Source organism: Streptomyces sp. NPDC058741, assembly GCF_042746715.1.
Classification (GTDB): domain Bacteria; phylum Actinomycetota; class Actinomycetes; order Streptomycetales; family Streptomycetaceae; genus Streptomyces.
The window spans coordinates 1-1,113 of the sequence record NZ_JBHYQH010000116.1; the positions used below are offsets into that span (position 1 = coordinate 1).

Annotated in this window: 1 protein-coding gene; it reads right to left on the reverse strand. The window is 71.5% G+C overall.

Annotated features, from left to right (window positions below; genetic code table 11):
* On the reverse strand, positions 1 to 1,080 hold a 1,080-nt coding region (locus tag ACFW6P_RS32100), incomplete at its 3' end, for an Ig-like domain repeat protein (RefSeq protein ID WP_386360193.1).
* Positions 1,081 to 1,113: the final 33 nt, after the last annotated feature.

A 1,113-nucleotide genomic window follows, 5' to 3' on the forward strand; every position in this document is an offset into this window, starting at 1 on the left:
GCCGGGACCGGTGAAGATGACCGTTCCGGTGGGGGTGCCGTTGCCGGGGGCGACGGCTGTGACGGTGGCGCACACGGTGACACTCTGGCCGCACACCGACGGGCTCGGGTCCACCGTCACCGTCGTGCTGCTGGCCGCCTGGTCGACCGTCACGTCGAAGACCGCGTCCGAGCCGGCGACACACCGGTCGCCGTTGTAGACGGCCCTGTACGTTCCACCGGTCAGGCTGCTGGTGGTGACGCAGGCCGTGCCGTCGGGGGCTACGGGCACGATCTCGTTGAAGCCGCCGGGGCCGGTGAAGGTGAGGGTTCCGGTGGGGGTGCCACTGCCGGGGGCGACGGGCGTGACCGTGGCGCACACCGTCACGGGCTGGCCGCAGACCGAAGGGCTCGGGTCCACCGTGACCGACACCGAGCTCGCTGCGGGCTCGACCGTCACGTCGGCCGAGCCCGTCGACGCCAGGAAGCAGCCGTCACCGTTGTACACGGCGGTGACCGCGCCGGTGATGAGGCTGCTGCTGGTCACGCACGCGCTGCCGTTCGCGTCCAGCCCGACGGCCTGAGTGGTGCCGTCGGAGAGCAGGAACGTGACACTTCCGGTGGGGGTGCCACTGCCCGGGGCGACGGGCGTGACCGTGGCGCACACCGTCACGGGCTGGCCGCACACCGAAGGGCTCGGGTCCACCGTGACCGACACCGTGCTCGCCGCCGGAACGACCGTCACGTCGGCCGAGCCCGTCGACGGCAGTAAACATCCGTCGCCCGAGTAGGTGGCGGTGACGGTGCCCGTGGTGAGGCTGCTGGTCGTGGCGCAGGCGGTACCGTCGACGGCCACGTCCACGGTCTCGTCGAGTCCGGCGCCGGTGAAGGTGATCGTTCCGGTGGGGGTGCCGTTGCCGGGGGCGACGGCCGTGACCGTGGCGCACACCGTCACCGTCTCGCCGCACACCGACGTATTCGAGACCGCTGAGACCGACACCGCGCTCGCTGCGGGGTTGACCGCGACATCCGCCGAACTCGTCGAGGGGGTGAAGCATCCGTCGCCGTTGTAGGTGGCGGTCACCAGGCCGGTCTCCAGCATGGTCGTGGTGATGCAGGTGGTGCCGTCGGGTGC